Genomic DNA, 23,370 nt, shown 5'->3' with positions numbered 1-23,370 from the left:
TGCGAGAGAGGAAACGCCCATGCCCATCTACAAGGCCCCGCTCGAGGATATCGGCTTCGTCCTGAACGACGTGCTGGACGTCGGGCAGATCGCCAGGCTGCCCGGCTACGAGGACGCCACCCCCGACCTTGTCATGACGATCCTGGAGGAGGCGGCGAAGCTCTGCGAGAACGAGCTGCAACCGCTGAACCGCTCCGGCGACGAGGAGGGCTGCACCTACGAGAACGGCGTCGTGCGCACGCCCAAGGGCTTCAAGGAAGCCTACGACAGGTATGTCGAGGGCGGCTGGCAGGGCCTCTCGGCCGATCCCGAGTATGGCGGGCAGGGCCTGCCGCACACCGTCAGCTTCGTGATGGAAGAGCTGATGAACGCGGCGAACATGTCGTTCAGCATGTATCCCGGCCTGACCCACGGCGCCATCAACGCCATCAAGGTGCATGCCAGCGATGAGCTGAAGCGGCGCTACCTGCCGAAGATGATCGCGGGCGAGTGGTCCGGCACCATGTGCCTGACCGAGCCGCACTGCGGCACCGACCTGGGCCTGATCAAGACCAAGGCCGTGCCGGCCGACGACGGCAGCTACCGCATCACCGGCACCAAGATCTTCATCTCCGCCGGCGAGCACGACCTGACGCAGAACATCATCCATCTGGTGCTGGCGAAGCTGCCGGACGCGCCGGCGGGCACGAAGGGCATCTCCCTCTTCATCGTGCCGAAGTTCCTGCCGACGGAGGACAACCGGCCCGGCCCGCGCAACGGCGTGATGTGCGGGGCGGTCGAGCACAAGATGGGCATCAAGGCCTCGGCCACCTGCGTCATGAACTTCGACGAGGCCACCGGCTGGCTGGTGGGCGAGCCGCACAAGGGCATGCGCGCCATGTTCACCATGATGAACGCGGCGCGCCTGGGCGTGGGCATGCAGGGGCTGGGCGTCGCCACCGTCGCCTACCAGAACGCCGTCGCCTATGCCAAGGACCGGCTCCAGGGCCGCTCGCTCGGCGGCACCAAGGCACCGGAGCAGCCGGCCGACCCGATCATCGTGCATCCGGACGTGCGCAAGAACCTGATGACGGCCAAGGCCTTCATCGAGGGCGCCCGCGCGCTCGGCTACTGGGTCGGCATGATGATCGACGTCTACGAGAAGCACCCCGACCCCAAGGTCCGGCAGGAGGCCGAGGACTTCGTCGCGCTGCTGACCCCGGTGGTGAAGGCGTACTTCACCGATGCCGGGTTCGAGACGGCGGTGACCTCGCAGCAGATGTACGGCGGTCACGGCTACATCCGCGAATGGGGCATGGAGCAGTTCGTCCGCGACGCCCGCATCGCCATGATCTACGAGGGCGCGAACGGCATCCAGGCGCTCGATCTGGTCGGCCGCAAGATGCCGCAGAACATGGGCCGGCTGCTGCGCCGCTTCTTCCACCCGATGCAGGCGGAGCTTGCGGCGGCGATGGACGAGCCGGCGCTGATCGAGTTCGCCGGCCCGCTGTTCAAGGCGTTCGGCAAGCTCCAGCAGGCGACCGCCGTCGTGGCGCAGAAGGGCATGGCGAAGCCGGACGAGGCGGGGGCGGCTTCCACCGACTATCTGCGCATCTTCGGCCTCGTGGCGGTGGGCTGGATGTGGCTGAAGATGGTCAAGGTGGCGCAGCAGAAGGCCGCCAACGACGACACGGCCAACGGCGCCTTCCTGGACGGCAAGGTCAAGACCGCGCGCTTCTTCATGCAGAAGATGCTCCCGGAGGTGGACTTCCGCTTCAAGAGCCTGATGGCCGGCGGCAAGACCCTGATGGACCTGGACGCCGCCCAGTTCTGACGTCCTCCCGGCGCGACAGGACCCCGGCTCCGGCCCCTGCCCCGGCGACGTTCGCCGGGGCCGGGTGCCGCTGGAACGGCGGGCCGGTTCGCCTTAGGATGGTGGCATGAACAAGCTCCTCGACCAGGCCATCGCCGAAGTCTCCCGCCTGCCGGACGACGCGCAGGAGGCCATCGCCAGCGCGATGCTGGAGCAGGCGGCGGCCGAGCGGGCCTGGGCGGCGCGGTTCGAGGCCACCCAGGACAAGCTTGCCGCCCTGGCCGCCCGCGCACGGCAGCGGATCGCCCAAGGGGAGGTCCTCCCCTATGATCCTTCCGACGCTCCCCGGGAATGAAGTCGCAGACGACCGTCGACTTCTGGGCGTGTTACGCGGGGCTCCCGCGCGAGGTGAAGAGGACCGCGGCTCGGGCCTATCGGCTCTGGCGGGAGAATCCGCGGCATCCGGGCCTGCACTTCAAATGTGTCAACGTGGACGCGGCCGTCCATGCCGTGCGCATAGGCATCCACTGGCGGGCGCTGGGGGTCGTGGACGGCGATACGGTCACATGGTTCTGGATCGGGTCCCATGCGGACTATGACAGGCTGCTCTCCTGAGCGACCACCGGAAGCCCCGTCCGTCCCTACAGGTCCAGCGCCAGTTCGCGGCTGCGGGGGCCGCTGTGGTCGTGCCAGTGCAGGTTGCAGCGCGGCTCGTAGAGGTCGGCCTGACCCAGTTCGAGCGTGCGGTCGTTGCCATGCTTCTTGAAGCTCTTGGTCGCCTCGTGCCCGCATACGGCACAGCGGGAGCGCAGCTTGATCACCGTGTCGGCCATCCCGGCCAGGGTGGCGGTGACGGGGAAGGGATGGCCGCGCCAGTCCGTGTCCAGCCCGCTGACGCCCACGTCGATGCCCCGCTCCAGCAGCGCCCGCACCGACTGCACCAGATCGCCCTCGAAATGCGGGGCGCAGCAGAACTGAGCCTCGTCGATGAAGACGGCGCTCACGTCGTCCGGCACCTCCGGCATGCGGGTGATGGGCGTGGCGTCGAAGCCGATGCCGTCGTGGTTCACCACCCGGTCGTGGGCGTAGCGCACGTCGAAGGCGGGCTTCAGCAGCATGATCCGGGTGCCGGTCCCGTGCGTGTACCAGATGGCGCGCTTGAGGATTTCGGTCGATTTGCCCGAGAACATGGGGCCGCAGATCACCTCAAGCTTACCGTAGCGCACGCCGATCCCTCCCTGGCAGAACGGCAGCTTGGTATCAGGGCCGGGCCGTCCCTGCCAACCATCACCGTCGGCCGGCCCTGACCCTGTGCCAATCATGACCCAGCGCCGACCGAGCCCCGCGCCAACCTGACCCCGGTGCCGCCATGAACCTTCTCTTCCGCATGCTCCGGGTGGTGGTCGCCGCCCTGCTGGGCCGCCCGCTCCACCCGCTGGCGGCGTCGGTCGTCACGCTGCGGGTCTGGCCCACCGACCTGGACCCCAACCTGCACATGACCAACAGCCGCTATCTGGCGATGATGGACATCGGCCGGCTGGACCTGATCGTCCGCACCCGCATCTGGCGGGTGCTGCTGAAGCGGCGCTGGGCGCCGGTGCTGGGCAGCTCGACCATCCGCTACCGGCGCTCGCTGGCGCCGTTCCAGCGCTTCCGCGTCCGCACCCAGGTGATCTGCTGGGACGAGAAGTGGCTCTACATCGAGCATGTGTTCGAGGATCTGGCCGGGGAGGTCCACGCGGTGGCCATGACCAAGGGCCTGTTCCTGGCCGGCGGCCGCACCGTGCCCACCGCCGCCGTGCTCGACGCGCTGGGCGGCGGCCATATCGACTCGCCGCCGGTGCCGCCGGGCATTCTCGCCTGGCAACAGGCGGAACAGGAGATGTCCACCCGCGCCCACGCGACCTGACCCGGCCCCCCTCCGAGGGGCGGAACCGGAGGCGCGGTCCGCCGCCCGATCGGGCGGTCAACGGGGCAGAGGGGGCAGGCGGGAAACAAGGACGGTCTGCGGCGGGTTGCCGGGGCGGTGTCAACAACGACGAGGCCGCCCCGATGTCCACCCGTTCCGCCGTTCTGGCGCTGCTCCCCGTGCTGCTGCTCGCCTCCCCCGCCGCCGTCGCCCGCGACCGTGCGGACACGCCGACGGCGCCGGCCGGAGCGGAAGCCGGCTACGATACGGGGATGACACGGGCGATGGACGCGGCCGCGGCACAGGCATCGGCTGAGACTTCCCTGCCGCCGGAGCAGCGGGAGTGTCTGGCCAAGGCGGTCTATTTCGAGGCCCGCGGCGAGCCGGAGGAGGCGCAGGCCGCCGTGGCCGCCGTCGTCCTGAACCGGGTCGAGGACCCGCAGTTCCCTGACACGCCCTGCGATGTCGTCCGGCAGGGGGGCGAGACGCCGCCCTGCCAGTTCTCCTGGTGGTGCGACGGCCGGCCCGATGTTCCGCGCGACCGCGACTCCTGGAAGCGGGCCCTGCGCATCGCCGATCTGGTCGGGTCCGGCACCGTCGAGGATCCCACGGGGGGCGCCCTCTACTTCCACCATACCCGCGTGAGCCCGTCCTGGAGCGCTGCCTTCGAGCAGGTCGCCGAGATCGGCGGGCACGTCTATTACCGCGACGAGAACGGCTGAGGCGGGGAAGGGCCGACGCGGCGAGGCCGCGTCCGGCAGGCCGGGTCTACTCGTCCCCCTCCAGCGCCTGGGACAGTTCCTCGACCTCCTGTTCCAGGCGGGTTCCCTTGGCCTGGTCGCGGGCATGGGCGATGTAACCCCGCACTTCCGTCTCCGGCACCTCCAGGCCGCAGCGGCCGAAGCCGCCGTCCAGCACCGTGGCGGCGAAGGAGATTTCCGCCAGCAGATGGCCGGCCTGCGCCGCGTCCCGCCACAGCGATGCGGCGCGGCACGGATCGGCGGCGACCCCCTTGCCGGAGATCAGCAGCAGCCCCAGCACGAACCGGGCATGGCGGTAGCCCCCGGCCGCCGACTGCTCCAGCTTCGGCAGGGCCGCCTCCGGCTTGCCGGACAGCATCAGCGCGCGGGAGAGCTGGTAGGCCAGCCGCGGGGTTCCCGGGGCGGCGGCCAGATCGGCCGTGCAGGCGGTGATGGCGCGCGGCATGTCCATCCGCTCCTGCGGCACCCCCGGTCCCGTCCGGTCGGGATCGTCGGGGTGGGAGGCCAGCCGGTCGCAGGCCGTGACGGCCTCGCGGCCCTCGGCCGGACGGGGAAGGGCGGCCGCCAGGAGGATGGCGGCAAGAACGGACAGGACCGGGCGCATGTCGGGGGATGTTCCGGGGGACGGGTGCGGGCTTAATCTACTCCCGCTCCGGCGGCGGCGTCACGTCCGCCGGGCGCCACCGTGAAGGGAGAGAGTGAGGCATGCGCGACCCGTTCGATTTCACGGGCAGGACCGTCTTCGTCGCCGGCGGTTCCAGCGGGATCAACCTGGGCATCGCGGAAGGGTTCGCCGCGCGCGGGGCCAATGTCGGCATCCTGGCCCGCGATCCGGCGCGGATCGAGGCGGCGCTGGAGCGGCTGCGCGGCCACGGGGTGGACGCGGTCGGCGCCTCGGCCGACGTGCGCAGCTACGACCAGGTCGACTCGGCGCTGCGGCAGGCGCATGACCGCTTCGGCCCGATCGACGTGCTGGTCAGCGGGGCGGCGGGCAACTTCGTGGCGCCGGCGCTCGGCATGTCATCGAACGGCTTCAAGGCGGTGGTGGACATCGACCTGCTGGGCACCTTCAACGTCCTGCGGGCGGCGCACCCGTTCCTGCGCAGCCCCGGCGCCAGCGTCATCAGCATCTCCGCCGGCCAGTCCAGTCGGCCCTACGTCTTCCAGGCCCATGTCTGCGCCGCCAAGGCCGGCATCGACCAGCTCACCCGCGTGCTGGCGATGGAATGGGGGCCACAGGGCATCCGCGTCAACGCCGTCTCCCCCGGTCCCATCGAGGGGACGGAGGGGATGCGCCGCCTGACCCCGACGCCGGAGGCGGAGGAGCGCTCGAAGCGCGGCATCCCGCTCGGCCGCTGGGGCACGGCGCAGGAGATCGCGGACGCCTGCCTGTTCCTCTCCAGCCCGATGGCCGCCTACATCACCGGCGTCGTGCTGCCGGTGGATGGCGGCAGCAACCTGGGCGGCAGCCCCACCCTGGGCGACCCCGCCCTGGCGGAGATGTTCGGCAAGGTCTGACCTGGAGCGTCGGCCGGCCCGTCCCTGGCCGGCCGGCGCTCCCGCGGTTGCCGCCCGCGGGAGCATCCGGGGCGGCCCGTCAGCCCGGCCGCTTGCCGAACAGCACGGCGCGCTGCTCGTCCGTCATGGTCTGGCCCGGCTTCGGCTGGTGCTCCTTCAGCAGCTCCAGTCCCCGCTGCACGGCGGGGCGGGCGGCGACCGTCTCCAGCCAGCGCCGCGCGTTCGGATACTCGTCCGTGACGAGACCGTAGCGCTCATGCACCCGCAGCCAGGGGAAGGTCGCCATGTCGGCGATGCCGTAGTCGGCCCCGCCGAGATACTCGGACTCCGCCAGCCGGGTGTCCGCCACCTTCATCAGGCGCTTCGCCTCGTTGCCGTAGCGCTCGATGCCGTAGGGGACCTTCTCCGGCGCGTAGATCATGAAGTGGCCGGCCTGCCCGAACATCGGCCCGACGCCGCCCATCTGCCACATCAGCCATTGCAGGTGCGTGTACCAGACGGCCGGGTCCTGCGGCCGGAAGCGGCCGGACTTCTCCGCCAGATAGATCAGGATGGCGCCGGATTCGAACAGGCTGAGCGGCCGGCCGCCGGGGCCGTCCGGATCGACGATGGCGGGCATCCGGTTGTTCGGCGCGATCTTCAGGAACTCCGGCCGGAACTGGTCGCCCTTGCCGATGTCGATCGGGTGGACCGTGTAGGGCAGCCCCATTTCCTCCAGCGCGATGGAGACCTTGAAGCCGTTCGGGGTGGGCCAGACGTAGAGATCGATCGCCATGTCGTCCTCGATGGATGCGGAAGAGGGGCGGGACCGTGCCGGGTCGGCCGGTCGCGGTGCAGTGACGGATGCCACGGCCGCCGCCATCAGGACAACCGGCACCGGGACGATCCGTAGCGGCCGGGTCCGTACAAGCGGCCCGGATGCGGCCCGGATGCGGCCCGCTCAGCCGCCCGGCACGGCCGGCAGGGCCGTGTCCCAGGGCGGTTCCGGGCCGAAGCGGGCGGCGATGAAGTCCACGAAGGCGCGCACCTTGGGGCTCAGGTGCCGGTTGGCGGGATAGACGGCGTGCAGCGCCGAGGGCGACGTCGTCCAGTCCAGCAGGACCGTGCGCAGCCGCCCCGCCGCCAGATCGTCGCCCACGATGAAGGTCGGCAGCACGGCGATGCCGCGCCCGGCCACGGCGGCCGTGCGCAGGATGTCGCCGTTGTTGGCGCGCATGGTGATGGCGGGGCGGGCCGGGCGCAGCATCTCCGACCCCGGCGCCGCCCGGAAGCTCCAATGGTCCGCGACGGCGGCGTTGGAATAGTGCAGGCAGTCGTGCTCCGCCAGCGTGTCGGGTGTCGCCGGCTCGCCGCGGCGGTGCAGATAGGCGGGGCTGGCGACGGCGACCCGCCGGGCCGGGCAGATGCGGCGCGCGATCAGGCTGCTGTCCTTCAGCCGCCCGATGCGGACGGCCAGATCGTAGCCCTCGTCCACCAGATCCACGAAGCGGTCGGACAGGTCCACATCCACCTGCACCTCCGGAAACCGCTCCTGGAAGGCGCAGATGGCGGGCCCCAGGTGCAAGAGTCCGAAGGACATCGGCGCCGCCAGCTTCAGCACCCCGCGCGGGGCGGCATGCTGGCTGGCGACCATCCCCTCCGCCTCTTCCAGGTCGGCCAGGATCTGGCTGACCCGCTCGTGGAAGCCCTGGCCCACCTGGGTCAGGCTGATGGAGCGGGTGGTGCGGTGGAACAGCCGTGCGCCCAGCCGCGCCTCCAGCTCCGCGATGCGCCGGCTGGCCGCGGATTTCGACAGGCCCATGCGCTCGGCCGCGCGGGTGAAGCTGCGCGTCTCGGCCACGCAGCTGAACAGGCGCAGATCGTCCAGCCGGTCCATGTGCGCCCTCCGTCTGTTGCCCGGCCGGGGCCATGGCCGGTCGGCTCTTCCGCTTCTGCCGGATTGTCTTTCCTGTCGCAACAAGCCTGTGCAGGGGGCGCCGATTATCGGTCTCCCTGCAACGCCCTATCTTACCCCTGACCGAACCGCCGCCCCGGCTTGATTCTATCCGGCACGATTCCACCCGACACCAACAAGGAGACGGACGATGACCAAGGTCCTGGTGCTCTACTATTCCAGCTACGGCCATATCGAGACGATGGCGGAAGCGGTGGCCGAGGGCGCGCGCTCCGTGCCCGGCACGGAGGTCGCGGTGAAGCGCGTGCCGGAACTGGTGCCGGAAGAGGTCGCCCGCCGCTCCGGCATGAAGCTGGACCAGTCGGCCCCCGTCGCCACCGTGGCGGAACTGGCGGAGTACGACGCCATCATCGTCGGCACGCCCACGCGGTTCGGCCGCATGACCAGCCAGATGGCCAACTTCCTGGACCAGACCGGCGGGCTCTGGGCCAAGGGTGCCCTCAACGGCAAGGTCGGTGCCGCCTTCACCAGCACCGCCTCGCAGCATGGCGGGCAGGAGACGACGCTGTTCAGCATCCTCACCAACCTGCTGCACCACGGCATGGTCGTCGTCGGCCTGCCCTACGCCTATGAGGGGCTGTCCGGCGTCGAGCAGGTCAAGGGCGGCACGCCCTACGGCGCCAGCACCATCGCCGACGGCGACGGCAGCCGCAGGCCGACCGAGGTGGAACTGGGCGGCGCCCGCTACCAGGGGGCGCTGGTGGCCCGCACGGCCGCGAAGCTGCGCGGCTGAGGCTTTCCGGCCGGCATCCCGCCGGCCGGTGTCGACGCGGCCGCCTCCGGAGAGGGGCCGCGGCAAGGAGACCCGACATGATCGAGCGTCGCGCCTTCGACAGTCTGGGGTCCGCCAGCTACGGCTGGCTGGACGCCCGCTACCATTTCAGCTTCGGCCAGTACCGCGATCCCTCCCGGGTCCACTGGGGGCCGCTGCGGGTCTGGAACGACGACGCCATCGCGGCCGGCACCGGCTTCGATCCGCACCCCCACCGCGACATGGAGATCATCACCTATGTCCGGCAGGGCGCCGTCACGCACAAGGACGCCCTGGGCAACGAGGGCCGGACCGAGGCGGGCGACGTGCAGGTGATGTCCGCCGGCACCGGCATCGTGCATGCCGAGTACAACCGGGAGCCCGGTGAGACCCGGCTGTTCCAGATCTGGATCATTCCGGACCGGGCCGGCGTCGCCCCGCGCTGGGAGACCCGGCACTTCCCCAAGGCGGACCGGGCCGGGGAGCTGGTGGTGCTGGCCTCCGGCCGGGCGCAGGACGCCGGGTCCGGGGCGCTGACCATCCACCAGGACGCGGCCCTGCTGGGCGCCACCCTGGCGGCGGGCACGACCGTGACCCACCGGCTGGGCGGGCGTCTGGCCTATCTGGTCCCGGCCACGGGACGGCTCCGGGTCAACGGCGTGGAGCTGTCCGCCCGCGACGGCGCGGCCGTCCGGGACGAGCCGGAGCTGGTGATCGAGGCGCTGGAGGAGACTGAACTCCTGCTCGCCGACCTGCCGCCCACGGCCTGAGCGAGACAGGATGAAGCGGGCGGGCCTTTCCCGGGGTCCGCCCGCCGCGACCGTCTTTCCAGCCCGGCGGGAAAGACCCTAGAGTGGCGCGCCGACACCGATCCGGGACATCCGTCATGACCGACCGCGCCACCCGCCCGCTGCTCATCCTCGCCGGCCTGTTCGGGGCCGTCGCCGTGGCCTGCGGGGCCTACGCCAGCCACGGCCTGCCCGCGGTGCGGGATGCCCGCGCGGTGGAGCTGTGGCAGACCGCCAGCCAGTACCAGCTCGCCCATGCGGCGGCCCTGCTGGGGCTGGTGGCGTGGCGCCGTCACGGCGGGGCGGACCGGCTGACGGCGCTGGCCGGCGCCGCCTTCGCCCTGGGCTGCCTGCTGTTCCCCGGCGCGCTCTATCTGCTGGGCTGGTTCGGGCCCAGTGCCCTCGGCGCCGTCGCCCCGGTCGGCGGCGTCTCCTTCATCCTGGGCTGGCTGCTGCTCTCCGTCGCCGGCCTGCGCGGACTGCGGTCCTAGGGCGCACGCCCGGCAGGGTCCCGGGCGTCCTCGCATCCGCCGCTGTCGCTCTCGCCGCCGTCCCTGCGGTAGGGGCTCTCCGCGGTCAGCAGCGCCGTCTCCTCCGCCTCGGCGGCGCGCTCGCGCTCCAGGAAGTCGGCCACGGCGCGGCGGAAGCCAGGGTCCACGATGTGGTGGACGCTGTAGGTCGGGCTCGGCAGGTAGCCGCGCTGGATCTTGTGCTCGCCCTGGGCGCCGGCCTCCACCCGCTTCAGGCCGCGGGCGATGGCGAAGTCGATGGCGCGGTAGTAGCACGCCTCGAAGTGCAGGAACGGGTACTCCCCGGCGGAGCCCCAGTTGCGGCCGTAGAGCGTGTCCGTGCCGATCAGGTTCAGCGCGCCGCCGACCCAGCGGCCCCGGTCCTCCGCCAGCACCAGCAGCACCCGCTCCGGCATCGTCGTGCCCAGCCGGTGGAAGAAGTCCCGCGTCAGGTAGGTCCAGCCCCATTTGCGGTCGCTGGTCGCCATGTAGAGCCGGTGGAAGGCGTCCCAGTGCTCCGGCCGCAGGTCGTCGCCGGTCAGGCTGTGCAGGACCAGCCCGCTCTCCGCCACCTCCCGCCGTTCCCGCCGCACGGCCTTGCGCTTGCGCGCGCTCAGCGCCCCCAGGAAGTCGTCGAAGCTGCCATAGCCCCGGTTCTCCCAGTGGAACTGCCGGCCCAGCCGTTGCAGCCAGCCGGCACGGCCGGCCAGCTCGTACTCCTCCGCCGTCGGGAAGGTGACATGGACGGAGGACAGGCCGTTCGTGCGGGCGATCTGCTCCAGCCCGCGCAGCATCGCCTCCGCCGTGCCCTCGGGCGCCTGCGGGCGGACCAGCAGGCGCGGCCCCGTCACCGGGGTGAAGGGCACGGCCGACTGGAGCTTGGGATAATAGGCGCGGCCCGCCCGTTCCCAGGCGGCGGCCCAGGCATGGTCGAAGACATATTCGCCGTAGGAATGGGACTTCAGGTAGAGCGGCATCGCCCCCAGCAGCGTGCCGGCGCCATCGCGCAGGGTCAGGTGCTGCGGCGTCCAGCCGGTGCCCTTGCCGACGGACCCGCTCTCCTCCAGCAGATGCAGGAAGGCGTGGCTCACGGTGGGATTGTCGGGCCCGGCCAGGGCGTCCCACTCGGCGGCGCCCACCTCCGCGATGCGGGGGACGAGGCGCAGGGTCAGGCTGCTCGGGAGGTCGCGTCCGTCGGGCATGGGCGGGTCCGGGTTGGCGTCCACAGCATGTAGCGCCCCGCCCGGCCGGGGCAAGGGAGGCTCCGGAAGCCTCCCCGCCCGTAGCCGCTCCGGACTTCCGGCAGGGTCAGTCCGCCACTTCCAGGATCGCCTCGACCTCGACCGCCACGCCCAGGGGCAGGCTGCCGGCGCTGACGGCGGAGCGGGCATGGCGGCCGGCCTCGCCGAACACCTCCTGCATCAGCTCCGAGGCGCCATTGACGACCTTCGGCTGGTCCACGAAGTCGGGGGTGGAGTTCACGAAGCCGACCAGCTTCACCACCCGCACCACGCGGTCCAGGTCGCCACCCAGGGCGGCCTTCGCCTGGGCCAGGATGTTCAGGCCGCACAGGCGCGCCGCCTGCCGGCCGGTCTCCAGGTCGATGCCGTCGCCCAGCTTGCCCTTGTGGCGCAGCTCGCCGTTCTCCAGCGTGATCTGGCCGGAGAGGAAGAGCAGGTTGCCCGTGCGCACCGCGGGCACATAGGCGGCCACGGGGGCGGCGGCCTGCGGCAGCTCGATGCCCAGTTCCGCGAGGCGCGCGTCGATCCGTCCTGCCATGGGATGGTCTCCTTTTCTATGGCTGTTGCCGGGGTTGGTCGGGGTCCGCGGCGGCGGGCGCCAGCGTGTAGAGGCGCAGCACCACCCGCTTGCCGCGGGAATAGTTGAAGCCGGGGATCTCTTCCAGCAGGCGTGGTTCCGCACCGCCCAGCGCCTCGCGGAAGCGGCGCTCCTCCACCTCGCCGGTGACCAGCCCCAGGGCGCAGGCCGGGTTCGCCAGCAGATGCTGCGCCACCCGGTCGCCCGCGCCCAGCACGGTGCCGGTGCCGACCAGGAAGACCATGCTGGGTTCGGTATAGCCGGCCGCGGCCAGCACGCTGCCGGGGCAGGGGCGGTGCTTCTCCACCGCGGCGGCGACCTTCGGGCTCAGCCACATCGGCTCGATCCGCGGCAGCACCGCGCCGTGCGCCAGACCGTAGGTCGCGGCGGCGCCGATCAGACCGGCCGCCAGCAGCCGTTCCGCCTGCCGCCTTGCCGCGAAGACGGCGACGGCGATGCCGGTGCCCAGGATGGCGACGGCGGCGGCCACGGCCAGCGGCTCGATCCGGCCCTCCAGATCGTAGGGGAACCAGACGGCGCCCCCGGCGAAGGCGGCGGTGACCAGCAGATAGAAGCCCGCAGCCCCGCCGCGGAACCAGCGCGCCGCCTTGCCTGTGGCCGCCGCCGCGGTCCCGTCCGCTCCCGCGCGGTCCAGGAGGGAGGCGGCGGCCAGCAGGGCGATCGCCGGAAAGACGATGATGGTGTAGTGCGGCAGCTTGGTGGACACCGCCTCGAAGATGATCCAGCTCGGCAGCACCCAGGCGAGGCAGAAGCGCACCGCCGGCTCCCGCCGCTTCGCCCAGGCCCAGGGCAGGGCCAGCACCGCCGGCAGCGACCAGGGCCAGAAGCTCAGCCAGAAGGTCGCCAGATAGTAGCCGGGCGGACCGGAATGGCTTTCCTGCACGGAATGCGCCTTGCCCAGGAACTCGTGCCCGATGGCGTAGCGGAAGAACTCCCAGTCGGTGGCGATGCCGATGGCCACCAGCCAGGGCAGCACGATGGCCAGCAGCAGCGGCACGCCCAGGGCAGGCCGCAGCGGTTTCAGCCAGCGCAGGTCGCGGTCGGCCGCGCCCATCGCCAGGAGCGTGCCGCCCGTCACCATCAGGATGATCGGCCCCTTGATCAGGATGCCGACGCCCAGCGCCGCCCAGAAGGCGAGGGCGAGGCCGGTCCCGGGCGGCATCCCCGGCCGGCCGCGCGCCAGGTAGAACTGCGCCAGCACGCCCTGCGCCGCGGCCACGGTCGCCAGCAGGGCGGCGTCCGTCTTCGCCATGCGGGCCTCGACGCCCAGCACCAGCACCGCCGCCAGGGCCAGCCCGCCGGCCAGCCCCGCCGCCGGCCCGAACAGCCGCGCCCCCGCCCAGGCGGTCAGCAGCGCCGCCGCGACGGCCCCCAGCAGGGACGGCAGGCGGTACATCCAGATGGCGCCGTGCCCGTCGTCGGACAGCAGCGCGACGGCCGCGCTCTGCATCCAGTAGATGCCCACGGGCTTCTTGTGCCGCGGCTCCTCCTGGAAGCGGATGTCCACGAAGTCGCCCGTCTCCAGCATCTGGTGGCTGGCCTGGGCATAGCGGCTCTCGTCCCGGTCGAAAGGCGGGATCGTGAAGAAGCCGGGCAGCAGCAGCACCAGCGCCACCGCCGCGACCAGCAGGTAGTGCGGCAGCCGCAGCGCCGCCGGCCCGACCGTGGCAGCCGGCGTCGGGGTCATTCGGCCACCGCCTCGCGGGCGGCCTCCGCGGCCGGCTCGACCGCCCCCTTCAGGCGCTTCTCGCGCCGGATCAGGACGATGTTGCGGCTGTAGATGACCAGCGCCGGCATCTGCCCGACGATGATGACCAGGTCCGGCCGCAGCAGGCCGTAGACCACCAGCATCATCCCGCCCAGGAGGCTGAAGTACCAGAACGCCTCCGGCACCACGCTGCGCTTCGCCCGCTCCGAGGAGATCCACTGGATCACGAAGCGCATCATGAACATGGTCTGGGCGGCCAGCCCGAAGACGACCAGCCAGCCCTTGTCGGCCACGGCCGCGTGCCACCACGATTCCAGATGGGTCCACAGCATGGGTCAGATCTCGGTCGCGGCGGTGGGCAGGGTGGTGCGGCGCATCAGCCAGACAACGCCGGCCAGATCGAACAGGCCGGCCACGGCGCGGCCCCAGTTCGTGTATTTGGAGACACCGGCCCGCCGCGCCCGGTCGTTCACCGGCACCATGGCGACGGCGTGGCCGTGCCGGCGCACCAGCGCCGGGAAGAAGCGGTGCAGGCTGTCGAAGAAGGGCAGCCCCAGGAACACGTCGCGCCGGATCGCCTTCAGCCCGCAGGCGGTGTCCGGGCAGTCGTCGCGCAGCAGGGCGCGGCGGATGCCGTTGCCGATGCGCGAGGCGACGCGCTTGCGCCAGATGTCGTCGCGCTTGCGCCGCAGGCCGGCGACCAGCGCGACGGCGGGGTCGGCCTCGGCCGCCGCCAGCAGGCGGGGCACGTCGCGCGGGTCGTTCTGCCCGTCGCCGTCCATGGTGACGATCCAGGGGGCGGTGGCGGCATTGATCCCCGTGCGCAGGGCGGCACTCTTGCCGGCGCGGCCGGCGTGACGGATCAGGCGCAGGCCGGGGAAGCGCCCCTTCGCCGCCGCCAGCCGTTCGGCCGTGGCGTCGGTGGAGCCGTCATCCACGAAGATCAGCTCGAAGCCGGGGTCCAGGACGGCGTACAGCTCCTCGACCAGGGGCAGCACGTTGTCCTGTTCGTTCAGGACAGGAATGACCAGCGAATAGCGGAGCAAGGCGACCTCGCGCGTAATCCGGCCGCGCTCTTAGCCCGGGCCGCGACGGGGCGCCAGTGAAGCTTTGGCTGGGCCGCCGCGTCAACCCCGCAGGTCTGTTCCGGCACGGATCGGCGTGGGGCGGCGGGAGGGGCCTTGCCGCAGCGCCCCACGCCTTGATGCCCCACGCCTCGATGCTCTCTGCCTCTCAGGCCATGTGCCGTTCGCCGGTGCCCTGGCGCGGCGGCGGCGGTCAGTACTGCGCCAGCCGTCCGCGCAGGGGGCTGTCCGGCGTCATCAGGGCGCGGGCCCGGTCGTAGTCGGCGCGGGCGAGGTCCGTTCGGCCCAGCCGCTCATGGGCCTTGGCCCGGTTGAAGTAGGTCAGATCCGGCATGGTCGAATTGGCGAGCGCGATGGCGCTGCCGTAGGCCTGCGCCGCCTCGTCGTAGCGGCCCAGCGCGAACAGGGCGTTGCCCAGGTTGAAGTGGGCGTCGCCATAGTCGGGCGTCAGCCGGATCGCCTCGTTCATGTCCGTCAGCGCGTCCACCGTCCGGCCGCGCTTCAGGTTCAGCACGCCGCGGTGGACGGAGGCCACGGCGCGGCTGTTGATGCTGCTCTCCGCCCGTTGCAGGGTCCGGGTGCACCAGTAGTCCGCCTCGTCGAGATTGTCCCGCAGGGTCTCCCGCACGCAGAGCTGCACATCGGTCAGACCGACGACCGTGATGGTGCCGGTCGTGCTCAGGGACCGGACCTCCGCCACCGCCGGCCCGGTGCTCATGACCAGGGCCAGCATTCCGACGGCCAGGGTTCCCAGGGAGAAGGAGAGAACAGGCGCCACCGACAGCGATGCTTTACGCATACCGACCTCCCCATATCAAGCGTTGCCCGAGTATTGGAGGCTGGCACGGAAGTGTTCGGCGGCGTGGGAAAGTAGATCGGCGGGAATGCGGGTTCGGCCGCTGCCGTCATGCGCGTCGTGCAGAGGAACAACGCCTTCGGAAGTCTTAAGCCCTGTGATAGGGGTGGCCGGCCAGGATCTGTTGGGCGCGATAGATCTGTTCGGCCAGCATGCCGCGCACCAGCATGTGCGGCCAGGTCATGGGGCCGAAGGCCAGCAGAAGGTCGGCGCGCCGCCGCACCTCCTCGGCCAGCCCGTCGGCCCCGCCGATGACGAAGGCGATGTCCGGGCTGCCCTGGTCGCGCCAGGTGCCCAGACGGCGGGCGAAGGCGTCGGAGGCGAGCATCTGGCCGCGCTCGTCCAGCGCCACCAGGATGGCGCCGGGGGGAACCGCGGCCAGAAGCAGGTCCGCCTCCAGCCGCTTCAGTTCCTCGCCCTCCACCCGCTTGCGGGCCTCGACCTCCTTCAGGGTCAGGGACCAGCTCAGGCGGCCGCGGTACTCCTCGAACAGGTCGCGCACGGGACCGGGCCTGGCCCGCCCCACGGCGGCAAGCCACAGGCGCATCTCGGCATCTCCCCGCGAGGACCGGGGCGGGCGGTCAGCCCGCCCGCAGATCCGGCTGGAACCCGGTCGGGATCAGCGATGCCGGCGGTTCCACGCCCCACATCTTCTCGATGTTGTAGAAGGCGCGGACCTCCGGCCGGAACAGGTGGACGATCACGTCGCCGGCGTCGAGCAGCACCCAGTCGTTCTGGGGCATGCCCTCGGCTTCGGCGTCGATGCCCATGGCCTTCAGCTTCTCCAGCAGGTGGTCGGCCATGGCGCCGACCTGACGGGCCGAGCGACCGGAGGTGACCACCATGTAGTCGGCCAGGCTCGTCTTGCCGATCAGGTCGATCACGACCGTATCCTCCGCCTTGTCGCCGTCGAGCGACTGGAGGACGAGATCCCGGATGCGGACGGGGATGTCGGCGGAAGCGGCGCTGGCGCCGGCGACGCCGATGCTAGGTGCGGCAGGTATGGTCTTCACCTCATGTCCCATGATGGGGGGCCCGATCTGCCTTGCCGCCGCTTGCCGCGACGCCGGCCACCGGAACCCCGGTCTTCCCGGCCCAGGCACGGGAATCGCCCCGGCGCCGGATCTCCGTTGCCGAGGCCGGATGCAGGGGGCCGTCCAGGAACACCCAGGCCGGCGGCTCCCTCAGGGGAAGCTCGCGCGACCGGCCCGCATCCACCCGGTCCCGGGCGAAGCGCCGGGCGGCCTTGCCGACCAGCGCGGGAATAGCATAGGGATGGCGCGGGAAGACTGCAACCGGGACCATCCCGAAGATTCGCGTCCAGCCCCGCCAGTGGGGGATCTGCCGCAGGTTGTCCGCCCCCATCAGCCAGACGAAGCGGGTCCGCGGGAAGCGCCGGCGCAGCTCGGCCAGCGTTTCCGCCGTGTAGCGGGTGCCGAGCTGCGTCTCCAGCGCCGTCACCACGATGCGCGGGTGCCGCGCCCGGGCCTGGGCGGTCGCCACCCGCAGCTCCAGCGCCGCCGTGTCGGCGGCGGACTTCAGCGGGTTCTGCGGGGTCACCAGCCACCAGACCTGATCCAGCCCCAGCCGCTTCAGCGCCATCAGGCTGATGTGGCGGTGCCCCTCGTGCGCCGGGTTGAACGATCCGCCCAGCAGCCCGATGCGCCGTCCGGCCCAGGCCGCCCCGCCCAGGGGCCGGGGCTGTGCCGGGGACGGGAGCAGGGAAGAGGAGGGAGTGCAGGCGGCGGGGCGGGCAGCGGGGTGGGCAGCGGCCTCCGCTCCGTCGGGGTCGGGGGCCTGCGTCACGGCCGGACCTGGCCGTCGCCGCGGACGACGTACTTGTAGCTGGTGAGCTGGGCCGCCCCGACCGGGCCGCGGGCGTGCAGCTTGCCGGTGGAGATGCCGATCTCCGCCCCGAAGCCGAACTCGCCGCCGTCGGCGAACTGGGTGGAGGCGTTCCACAGCACGATGCCGCTGTCCACGCGGGACAGGAACCGCTCGGCCGTGGCCGCGTCCTCGGTGACGATGCTGTCGGTGTGGTGGCTGCCGTGGCGCTGGATGTGCTCCACCGCCGCGTCCACCCCGTCCACCGCCTTCACCGACAGGATGGCGTCCAGGTACTCGGTGTTCCAGTCCTCCTCGCTGGCGGGCCGGACCAGCGGGTCCAGCGCCTGCACCGCCGCGTCGCCGCGGATTTCGCAGCCGGCGGCCAGCAGGTCGGCCAGGATCGGGCGCAGGTGGCTGTCCAGCACGGCGCGGTCCACCAGCAGCGTCTCCATGGCCCCGCAGATGCCGGTGCGCCGCATCTTGGAGTTCATCACCACGGCCCGCGCCTTCTCCAGATCCGCGGCGCGGTCGACATAGACATGGCAGATGCCGTCCAGGTGGTAGATCACCGGCACCCGGCTCTCTGCCGCCACGCGGGCGGTCAGCGACTTGCCGCCGCGCGGGATCACCACGTCCACCAGCCCGGTCAGGCCCAGCAGGGCGCCGACGGCGGCGCGGTCGCGGGTCGGCACCGCCTGCACGGCGTCCGGCGGCAGCCCGGCCGCGCGCAGCCCGTCGTGCAGCGCCGCCAGGATGGCGCGGGAGCTGTGGAAGCTCTCCGAACCGCCGCGCAGGATGGCGGCGTTGCCCGACTTCAGGCACAGGCCCCCGGCGTCCGCCGTCACGTTGGGGCGGCTCTCGTAAATGATGCCGATGACGCCCAGCGGCACCCGCACCCGCTGGATGCGCAGCCCGTTCGGCCGGGTCCATTCCTCCGTCACGGTCCCCACCGGGTCGGGCAGGGCGGCCACGTCCTCCAGCCCCCGGGCGATGGCCTCAACCCGGCCGCCGTCCAGCCGCAGCCGGTCCAGCATGGCCGGGGGCAGGTCCTTGGCCCGCGCCGCCTGCATGTCGGCCGCGTTGGCCTCCAGGATCTCCGCCGCGCGGGCGCGCACGGCGGCGGCGGCCGCGCGCAGGGCCGCATCCTTGGTCGCCGTCGGTACGGTGGCGAGCTGCTCCGCGGCGGCGCGGGCCCGGCGGCCCAGCGTCTCCATCAGGGGGACGACGTCCTCCATCGGCGCCTCCGCGGCGGCTTCCCGTGCATCCATGACACCCTCTCCCGGCCTGGGCCGGCGACACTATCGGAACCGCACGATGATGACCATACGCCAGCCGGACCCGCAACCAGGGGCGGCGGGCAGGGGCGACGGCAGGGGCGGCGGCAGGGCTGACGGGGCTCGCCCGGTGCCGTGGAACCGGCTATGATCGGGGGCACGCGGGGTGTCCCGCGGCGGGGGAAAGGGATCGGCATGGCGGCGATCGGCGGCATCTCCGGGGGTGGACCCCTGACCGGCTCCCTCTCCGGTCTGGCCCTTTCCGGCATCGGGGACGCCCAGGCGCGCGTCGCCCGCGCGGCAGAGGCGCTGGCCGGCGGCGGGGAGGCGGCTTCCGTGCTGCCCCAGGCGGCGGCCGATCTGGCGCTCGCCCAGGTTCAGGCCGGCGCGGCGGCGGCCGTGCTGCGCAGCGACGACCGCACCACCGGAAGGCTGCTGGACCTGCTGGCCTGACGGGTCCGCCCGGGGCGGGGTCAGAGGAACCGGATCGCCAGCAGATAGGCGACCAGCGCCACCACCGGAACCGCCATTCCCGCCACGACGGCGGTGCCCGTGGCCCGCGACGCCTCGGCCAGAGCCGCGCCGTTCTCGCGCAGCCGGTCCTCGTAGAGACGGCAGATGCGGGCCTTCACGGCGCAACGGTCGGTCAGGGTCCGCATCTCCGGCGTCCAGTCGGACGGCATGACGCCGGCCGGAACCAGCGACCGGGGCTTGCCCGCCCAGTAGGCGACGGCCGCGGCCACCTGGGCCGTCAGGCTGCCGAAGCCGGCGGCGATGCTCAGGGCGGGGGCGTGCCCGTGCAGCAGCAGGGTGGCGACGCCCAGCCCCAGGGTCAGGGCGATCATCAGGCCGGCGAAGGAATTGGCCCGCTGGTCCGCGGCCAGGGCCGCCGTGTACTGGGCCGACAGCCGCGCCTCCGCCATGCGGATCATCTCGTCCAGCACCGTCTCGTCGGCCGCCGGCCCCGTTTCCGGCAGGTCGGGGGCGGGAGCGGGCGGGGCGGCTTCCACGGCGGCCGCGTCGCGGGTCAGCAGCACCACCGACACCAGCGCCACGATGCAGATCAGCAGCGCCGCCGCCAGCCGTTGCAGCGAGTCCGCCGACGGCGGCGGGTTCACGGTGAAGTACATCATCAGCGTGCCGGCCACCGCCCCGGCCAGCAGGATCGCCAAGAAGACCAGACCTGCGCGTATCATCGCCCGACCCTGATCGATCATGGGCATTCATCATGCCCGGACCGGGGCGATCCTATAGCGCCCGCCGGGGTCGATCCAGGCAGGAGGCGGCAGGGGGGCGTCCCGTCGCAGGGACGTCAGCCGTTGCGCCCGGTCGCGGGGCCGCCGGGTCCCGGGGGCTTCGCGGCCGCGGCGTCCGCGCCCGTTGCGGCACCCTTCGCCCCGTTCTTGGGGGGCTTCGGCGGCTTCGGGGGCTGGGTCAGCAGGGCGATGCGGCTGGCGTACTTCTCGGGCTCGCCGGCCACGAGCAGGGGCGCTTCCGCCACCAGGGCGTCCAGCAGCGGCTCCAGCCACTGTTCCTCCGCCTTGGCGAAGTTGGACAGCACCCAGCCGGTCACCCGCTCCTTCGAGCCGGGGTGGCCGATGCCGATGCGGATGCGCCAGTAGTCCTTGCCGACATGGTCGTCCAGCGACCGCAGGCCGTTGTGGCCGCCATGGCCGCCGCCCCGCTTGACGCGGACGCGGCCCGGCGGCAGGTCAAGCTCGTCATGGAAGACGAGGACCTGGTCGGGCGTGATCTTGTAGAAGCGCATGGCCTCGCCGGCGGCTTGGCCGGAGAGGTTCATGAAGGTGGCGGGCTTCAGGAGAAGGACTTTCTCTCCCGCCACGCTGCCTTCGGCGGTCAGCCCCTGGAAGCGGCGCTTCCAGGGACCGAAGCCGTAGCGGCGGTGGAGCAGGTCCACCGCCATGAAGCCGACATTGTGCCGCTGGCGCTCGTACTCCGGGCCGGGATTGCCCAGACCGACGACGAGGCGCATCGGACCTTACGCGCCCGCCGAGGCCGCATCCTCCGCCTCGGCAGCCTCGGACTTGAGGCCCGACGGGGCGGCGATGGTGGCGATGGTGAAATCGCGGTCGGCAATGGTCGGACGCACGCCTTCCGGCAGCGCCACCGCGCTGATGTGGATGGAGCTGTTCAGGTCCGCATCGGCCAGATCGACGGTGATGTGCTCCGGGATGTTGTCGGCCCGGCAGAACACCTCGATCTCGTGGCGCACGATGTTCAGCACGCCGCCCCGCTTGATGCCCGGGGAGGTCTCGCCGTTGGCGAACTCCACCGGAATCTTCACCACGATCTCGGTCGCGGCGGAGACGCGCAGGAAGTCCACATGCAGCGGCCGGTCGCTGACCGGGTCGAACTGCACGTCACGCGGCAGCACGCGGTGCGTGGTGCCGTCGACGGCGATGGCGAACAGGTGCGTGAAGAAGCCCGGGCGGTGCAGCTCGCGGAAGAACTGGTTGAACTCCAGCGAGATCATCACCGGCTTTTCCTTGTTGCCGTAGATCACGGCCGGAATGCGGCCCTCGCGGCGCGTCTGACGGGCGGTCCCCTTTCCGGCCCGGTCGCGCAGCTCGGCGCTCAGCGCGATGGTCTGGGTCATATGTCATCTCCTCAAAGCAAACGGACCCGGTCGGGCGGGATCGCCCCGGGTCCGCGAGCCGGACGCCAGCCTCCAGGGGTGCTGTACGCCCGGATCAAGTTGCGCGGGTCTAATGCCCGCCCCGTTTCCTGTCAAGCGCAGACCCGGAAAAGGACCGGCGCCGACGGTGGTCAGTCGAAGATCAGTCGAACAGGCTCGACACCGAGCGCTCGTGGCTGATGCGCTCCACCGCTTCGGCCATCAGGGGCGCGATGGTGAGCTGGCGGATGTTGCGGGAGACGCGCACGGCCTCCGTCGCCTGGATGCTGTCCGTCGTCACCAGTTCGTCCAGCGGCGAGTCGGCAACGCGGGCGACGGCACCGCCCGACAGCACGCCATGGGTGACATAGGCGCGGACCGAGCGGGCGCCGCGCTCACGCAGGGCCACGCCCGCGTTGCACAGGGTGCCGGCGGAATCCACGATGTCGTCGATCAGGATGCAGTCGCGGCCGTCCACGTCGCCGATGACGTTCATCACCTCCGACACGCCGGCGCGCTCGCGCCGCTTGTCGATGATGGCGAGATCGGCGTCCAGCCGCTTGGCGATGGCGCGGGCCCGCACCACGCCGCCCACGTCGGGCGACACGATGGTCAGGTTGCCCTTGTCCGGCATCTTCGCCTGGATGTCCTGGGTGAACACCGGGGCGGCGATCAGGTTGTCCGTCGGGATGTCGAAGAAGCCCTGGATCTGGCCGGCGTGCAGGTCCAGCGTCAGCACGCGGTGGGCGCCGGCCATGGTGACCAGATTGGCGACCAGCTTGGCCGAGATCGGCGTGCGCGGGCCGGTCTTGCGGTCCTGCCGGGCATAGCCGTAGTAGGGGATCACCGCCGTGATGCGGCGCGCGGAGCCGCGGCGCAGCGCATCGATGGTGACCAGCAGTTCCATCAGGTTGTCGTTCGCCGGATAGCTGGTCGACTGGATGACGAAGGTGTCCTCGCCCCGGACGTTCTCCAGGATCTCGACGAAGACCTCCATGTCCGAAAAGCGCCGGATGCTGGCCTTGGTCAGGGGCACCTTGAGGCAAACGGAAATGGCCTCGGCCAACGGCCGATTGCTGTTGCCGGCGATGAGCTTCATGGGAGCGCCGCCCGTCTCGCGATGTCGTGGTGGAAGTGCCACGCCCGCCCGGCGGCCGTAGCGAAACCTTCATGAGGCGCGCGGACCATATCAAGGCATGTCCTTGAAGTAAACGCCGCTCCTCCCCCGGCGGCGCGGCCGGGGCATCTCCTCAGGGTATGGCTGCCTCCCCCGCGCGGACAGTCATTCTGTGCCAGCCGCTGTCGGCGGATGCTGGTTCCGGGCCCGTCAGACTTCGGTCCGAGGACCCGGCCGGTCACTCCGCCAGGGCGATGGCGGACAGGCCGCGGCCGTAGTCAGGCTCGCCCTGCAAGGTGGCGCGGCGGTAGCTGAAGAAGCGGTCGGCCTCGCTCAGCGTGTCGTGCGGCGTACGCTGCACGCCCGCCACCCCGGCCGCGATCAGCCGCCCCTCGACATGGCCGCCCAGGTCGAACAGCCAGTGCCCCTCCCGGCGGGCGGGGACGAACAGGGCCGCGTGCGCCGGGTCCTGCTCCAGGAAGCGCTCGCGGAAGTCCGCCCCCACCTCGTAGGAGCGGTGGGCGATGTGCGGGCCGACGGCCGCCAGCGTGCGCTCCGGCCGGGCGCCCAGCGCGGCCATGGCGGCCAGCGTCGCCTCTAGCACGCCGCCGAACGCCCCCTTCCAGCCGGCATGGGCGGCACCGATCACCGCCGCCTCGGGATCGCAGAACAGCACCGGCGCGCAGTCGGCCGTCAGGATGCCGAGCGCGATCCCCGGCACCTGCGTCACCATCGCGTCGGCCTTCGGGGCGGTGCTGTGGTGCCAGGGGGCGGTCACCGTCACGACGGTGGGGCTGTGGATCTGGTAGACGGTGACCAGGCTTTCCGCCGGCAGGTCCAGCCGGCGCATGCAGCGGGCCCGGTTCTCCGCCACGGCGGCCGGCGCATCGCCCGACCCGAAGCCGCAGTTCAGGCTGTCGAACAGCCCGCGGGAGACGCCGCCCGCGCGGGTGAAGAAACCGTGCCGGATGGCGGGGATCGCGTTCAGCGTGCTGAGGGTGATCACGGTCGTCCTGCGGGCTTCGCGGCGGGAACGGGATGGCCGGG

General features: G+C 71.8%; 29 protein-coding genes. 10 read left to right on the top strand and 19 right to left on the bottom strand.

Going from position 1 to position 23,370, the window contains the following annotated elements:
• The first annotated feature begins 19 nt into the window (after positions 1 to 19).
• The 3 genes from ACFQPS_RS09625 to ACFQPS_RS20445 all read left to right on the top strand — a co-directional run bounded on the left by ACFQPS_RS09625 (position 20) and on the right by ACFQPS_RS20445 (position 2,407).
• The gene (locus ACFQPS_RS09625) at positions 20 to 1,813 is read left to right on the top strand and encodes an acyl-CoA dehydrogenase C-terminal domain-containing protein (RefSeq protein ID WP_377358488.1); all 1,794 of its coding nucleotides are present in this window, start codon (positions 20 to 22) and stop codon (positions 1,811 to 1,813) included.
• A gap of 106 nt (positions 1,814 to 1,919) precedes the next feature.
• Positions 1,920 to 2,147 (top strand): hypothetical protein, encoded by a 228-nt coding sequence (locus ACFQPS_RS09620; protein WP_377358486.1) that lies wholly within the window; start codon positions 1,920 to 1,922, stop codon positions 2,145 to 2,147.
• Positions 2,144 to 2,407, top strand: a complete 264-nt coding sequence (locus ACFQPS_RS20445; protein ID WP_465269617.1) for a ParE family toxin-like protein — start codon at positions 2,144 to 2,146, stop codon at positions 2,405 to 2,407. Before ACFQPS_RS09620 ends, ACFQPS_RS20445 begins: the two co-directional genes overlap by 4 nt.
• 26 nt (positions 2,408 to 2,433) lie before the next feature.
• On the opposite strand, the gene ACFQPS_RS09615 is transcribed toward ACFQPS_RS20445, so the two are convergent.
• On the bottom strand, positions 2,434 to 3,018 hold the full coding sequence (locus tag ACFQPS_RS09615; protein WP_377358485.1) for a thymidine kinase: 585 nt from the start codon (positions 3,016 to 3,018) through the stop codon (positions 2,434 to 2,436).
• A 143-nt stretch (positions 3,019 to 3,161) separates the two neighbouring features.
• Between ACFQPS_RS09615 and ACFQPS_RS09610 the strand changes: the two genes are divergently transcribed.
• Positions 3,162 to 3,701, top strand: a complete 540-nt coding sequence (locus tag ACFQPS_RS09610; RefSeq protein ID WP_377358484.1) for a thioesterase family protein — start codon at positions 3,162 to 3,164, stop codon at positions 3,699 to 3,701.
• Positions 3,702 to 3,844: 143 nt separating this feature from the next.
• Positions 3,845 to 4,423 carry a cell wall hydrolase gene (locus tag ACFQPS_RS09605; protein ID WP_377358482.1) on the top strand — a complete coding sequence of 193 codons (579 nt, stop codon included), beginning with the start codon at positions 3,845 to 3,847 and terminating at the stop codon, positions 4,421 to 4,423.
• 46 nt (positions 4,424 to 4,469) lie between these two features.
• On the opposite strand, the gene ACFQPS_RS09600 is transcribed toward ACFQPS_RS09605, so the two are convergent.
• Entirely contained in the window at positions 4,470 to 5,066 is a 597-nt protein-coding gene (locus ACFQPS_RS09600; protein ID WP_377358481.1) for an SEL1-like repeat protein, read from the bottom strand.
• A 101-nt stretch (positions 5,067 to 5,167) separates the two neighbouring features.
• On the opposite strand from ACFQPS_RS09600, the gene ACFQPS_RS09595 reads away from it, so the two are divergent.
• Positions 5,168 to 5,980, top strand: coding sequence for an SDR family oxidoreductase (locus ACFQPS_RS09595; RefSeq protein ID WP_377358480.1), 813 nt, complete (start codon positions 5,168 to 5,170; stop codon positions 5,978 to 5,980).
• A 79-nt stretch (positions 5,981 to 6,059) separates the two neighbouring features.
• Here ACFQPS_RS09595 and ACFQPS_RS09590 read toward each other — a convergent pair whose 3' ends face one another.
• A complete protein-coding gene (locus tag ACFQPS_RS09590) occupies positions 6,060 to 6,755 on the bottom strand; it encodes a glutathione S-transferase N-terminal domain-containing protein (protein WP_377358478.1) in 696 nt (231 codons plus the stop codon).
• Positions 6,756 to 6,920: 165 nt separating this feature from the next.
• A complete protein-coding gene (locus ACFQPS_RS09585; protein ID WP_377358476.1) occupies positions 6,921 to 7,856 on the bottom strand; it encodes a LysR family transcriptional regulator in 936 nt (311 codons plus the stop codon).
• A 208-nt stretch (positions 7,857 to 8,064) separates the two neighbouring features.
• On the opposite strand from ACFQPS_RS09585, the gene wrbA reads away from it, so the two are divergent.
• The 3 genes from wrbA (at position 8,065) to ACFQPS_RS09570 (ending at position 9,964) form a co-directional block, all read left to right on the top strand.
• Positions 8,065 to 8,667 carry an NAD(P)H:quinone oxidoreductase gene (gene wrbA / locus ACFQPS_RS09580; protein ID WP_377358474.1) on the top strand — a complete coding sequence of 201 codons (603 nt, stop codon included), beginning with the start codon at positions 8,065 to 8,067 and terminating at the stop codon, positions 8,665 to 8,667.
• A 77-nt stretch (positions 8,668 to 8,744) separates the two neighbouring features.
• Complete coding sequence (locus ACFQPS_RS09575; RefSeq protein ID WP_377358472.1) at positions 8,745 to 9,455, top strand: pirin family protein; 711 nt, start codon at positions 8,745 to 8,747, stop codon at positions 9,453 to 9,455.
• A gap of 116 nt (positions 9,456 to 9,571) precedes the next feature.
• Complete coding sequence (locus tag ACFQPS_RS09570) at positions 9,572 to 9,964, top strand: DUF423 domain-containing protein (protein ID WP_377358470.1); 393 nt, start codon at positions 9,572 to 9,574, stop codon at positions 9,962 to 9,964.
• On the opposite strand, the gene ACFQPS_RS09565 is transcribed toward ACFQPS_RS09570, so the two are convergent.
• The 10 genes from ACFQPS_RS09565 to ACFQPS_RS09520 all read right to left on the bottom strand — a co-directional run bounded on the left by ACFQPS_RS09565 (position 9,961) and on the right by ACFQPS_RS09520 (position 18,565).
• Positions 9,961 to 11,184, bottom strand: a complete 1,224-nt coding sequence (locus ACFQPS_RS09565) for a GNAT family N-acetyltransferase (RefSeq protein WP_377358469.1) — start codon at positions 11,182 to 11,184, stop codon at positions 9,961 to 9,963. The genes ACFQPS_RS09570 and ACFQPS_RS09565 overlap by 4 nt on opposite strands.
• Before the next feature lie 106 nt (positions 11,185 to 11,290).
• Positions 11,291 to 11,761, bottom strand: coding sequence for a RidA family protein (locus tag ACFQPS_RS09560; protein WP_012567102.1), 471 nt, complete (start codon positions 11,759 to 11,761; stop codon positions 11,291 to 11,293).
• A 16-nt stretch (positions 11,762 to 11,777) separates the two neighbouring features.
• Positions 11,778 to 13,508, bottom strand: a complete 1,731-nt coding sequence (locus ACFQPS_RS09555; protein ID WP_377358467.1) for an ArnT family glycosyltransferase — start codon at positions 13,506 to 13,508, stop codon at positions 11,778 to 11,780.
• Complete coding sequence (locus tag ACFQPS_RS09550; protein ID WP_377358465.1) at positions 13,505 to 13,861, bottom strand: lipid-A-disaccharide synthase N-terminal domain-containing protein; 357 nt, start codon at positions 13,859 to 13,861, stop codon at positions 13,505 to 13,507. Before ACFQPS_RS09550 ends, ACFQPS_RS09555 begins: the two co-directional genes overlap by 4 nt.
• Before the next feature lie 3 nt (positions 13,862 to 13,864).
• Positions 13,865 to 14,575 (bottom strand): glycosyltransferase family 2 protein, encoded by a 711-nt coding sequence (locus tag ACFQPS_RS09545; RefSeq protein WP_377358463.1) that lies wholly within the window; start codon positions 14,573 to 14,575, stop codon positions 13,865 to 13,867.
• A gap of 232 nt (positions 14,576 to 14,807) precedes the next feature.
• Positions 14,808 to 15,413 (bottom strand): tetratricopeptide repeat protein, encoded by a 606-nt coding sequence (locus tag ACFQPS_RS09540; protein ID WP_377358461.1) that lies wholly within the window; start codon positions 15,411 to 15,413, stop codon positions 14,808 to 14,810.
• 145 nt (positions 15,414 to 15,558) lie between these two features.
• Positions 15,559 to 16,017, bottom strand: a complete 459-nt coding sequence (gene rlmH / locus ACFQPS_RS09535; protein ID WP_377358460.1) for a 23S rRNA (pseudouridine(1915)-N(3))-methyltransferase RlmH — start codon at positions 16,015 to 16,017, stop codon at positions 15,559 to 15,561.
• A gap of 34 nt (positions 16,018 to 16,051) precedes the next feature.
• Positions 16,052 to 16,495, bottom strand: coding sequence for a ribosome silencing factor (gene rsfS / locus ACFQPS_RS09530; protein ID WP_377358458.1), 444 nt, complete (start codon positions 16,493 to 16,495; stop codon positions 16,052 to 16,054).
• Complete coding sequence (locus ACFQPS_RS09525) at positions 16,485 to 17,276, bottom strand: nicotinate-nucleotide adenylyltransferase (RefSeq protein WP_377358456.1); 792 nt, start codon at positions 17,274 to 17,276, stop codon at positions 16,485 to 16,487. The genes rsfS and ACFQPS_RS09525 overlap by 11 nt, the downstream gene beginning before the upstream one ends.
• Positions 17,273 to 18,565, bottom strand: coding sequence for a glutamate-5-semialdehyde dehydrogenase (locus ACFQPS_RS09520; protein WP_377358455.1), 1,293 nt, complete (start codon positions 18,563 to 18,565; stop codon positions 17,273 to 17,275). Before ACFQPS_RS09520 ends, ACFQPS_RS09525 begins: the two co-directional genes overlap by 4 nt.
• 201 nt (positions 18,566 to 18,766) lie before the next feature.
• Between ACFQPS_RS09520 and ACFQPS_RS09515 the strand changes: the two genes are divergently transcribed.
• Positions 18,767 to 19,024 (top strand): hypothetical protein, encoded by a 258-nt coding sequence (locus tag ACFQPS_RS09515; RefSeq protein WP_377358453.1) that lies wholly within the window; start codon positions 18,767 to 18,769, stop codon positions 19,022 to 19,024.
• A 20-nt stretch (positions 19,025 to 19,044) separates the two neighbouring features.
• On the opposite strand, the gene ACFQPS_RS09510 is transcribed toward ACFQPS_RS09515, so the two are convergent.
• The 5 genes from ACFQPS_RS09510 to pgeF all read right to left on the bottom strand — a co-directional run bounded on the left by ACFQPS_RS09510 (position 19,045) and on the right by pgeF (position 23,329).
• Complete coding sequence (locus ACFQPS_RS09510) at positions 19,045 to 19,788, bottom strand: hypothetical protein (protein WP_377358452.1); 744 nt, start codon at positions 19,786 to 19,788, stop codon at positions 19,045 to 19,047.
• A 95-nt stretch (positions 19,789 to 19,883) separates the two neighbouring features.
• Complete coding sequence (gene pth / locus ACFQPS_RS09505; RefSeq protein ID WP_377358451.1) at positions 19,884 to 20,564, bottom strand: aminoacyl-tRNA hydrolase; 681 nt, start codon at positions 20,562 to 20,564, stop codon at positions 19,884 to 19,886.
• A gap of 6 nt (positions 20,565 to 20,570) precedes the next feature.
• The gene (locus ACFQPS_RS09500) at positions 20,571 to 21,188 is read right to left on the bottom strand and encodes a 50S ribosomal protein L25/general stress protein Ctc (protein ID WP_377358449.1); all 618 of its coding nucleotides are present in this window, start codon (positions 21,186 to 21,188) and stop codon (positions 20,571 to 20,573) included.
• 181 nt (positions 21,189 to 21,369) lie between these two features.
• Positions 21,370 to 22,305: a ribose-phosphate pyrophosphokinase gene (locus tag ACFQPS_RS09495; protein ID WP_377358448.1), complete on the bottom strand. Its 936-nt coding sequence runs from the start codon at positions 22,303 to 22,305 to the stop codon at positions 21,370 to 21,372.
• Positions 22,306 to 22,561: 256 nt separating this feature from the next.
• On the bottom strand, positions 22,562 to 23,329 hold the full coding sequence (pgeF, locus tag ACFQPS_RS09490) for a peptidoglycan editing factor PgeF (protein ID WP_377358447.1): 768 nt from the start codon (positions 23,327 to 23,329) through the stop codon (positions 22,562 to 22,564).
• Positions 23,330 to 23,370: the final 41 nt, after the last annotated feature.

Origin of the sequence: Rhodocista pekingensis, from assembly GCF_042665545.1 — a bacterium.
GTDB lineage: Bacteria > Pseudomonadota > Alphaproteobacteria > Azospirillales > Azospirillaceae > Rhodocista > Rhodocista pekingensis.
This window is presented reverse-complemented; position numbering and strand designations above follow the sequence as displayed.